Here is a 475-nt window from a genome sequence, read left to right as displayed (position 1 = left end):
GTCTGGTTCGCTTCGAACGAGTCGGCAAACTGCTCGAACTCCTCAGTCCCATCGAAGAAGTCACGAACTGTCCCGAACCGCACCTCGTTTTGATCTTGGACAGTCTGATTAAAGTCGTCGTACCCATCGACGTCTTCGAGCGCTCGCTCAACTTCTTCAACCGTGACATTTTGAGCGTCAAGGAACACCTCTGTCGTATCTCGCTCCGCATCGATCCGAGTAACAAGGACCTTGAATTCGTCTCCAGAGAACTGAGCCGTATCCGCCGCAGTCTGTGGGGCTAACTCGAAGGAAACCTGTGCCCCCTGCTGAAATTCTCCTTCTTGTGAAGTTTGGATTTCAGCGAGCTCGCTCTGTGTTTCTAGAAATACCGTTTGGCTGTCGACTGCCGTGACTGCGTTGCTCCGATCAACGACCGCAGGCCGAAGCGGGGCTCGTTCCCAAACAGCTAACTCATCGGTGATGTTTACGGTTT

General features: G+C 53.1%; 1 protein-coding gene. It reads right to left on the bottom strand.

Annotated elements, in window-relative coordinates; genetic code table 11:
* The coding region (locus EXE42_RS18760; protein WP_158293735.1) for a hypothetical protein at window positions 1–475 on the bottom strand (475 nt) is incomplete at both ends.

This window comes from Halorubrum sp. SP3 (assembly GCF_005435195.1).
GTDB lineage: Archaea > Halobacteriota > Halobacteria > Halobacteriales > Haloferacaceae > Halorubrum > Halorubrum sodomense.
This window is presented reverse-complemented; position numbering and strand designations above follow the sequence as displayed.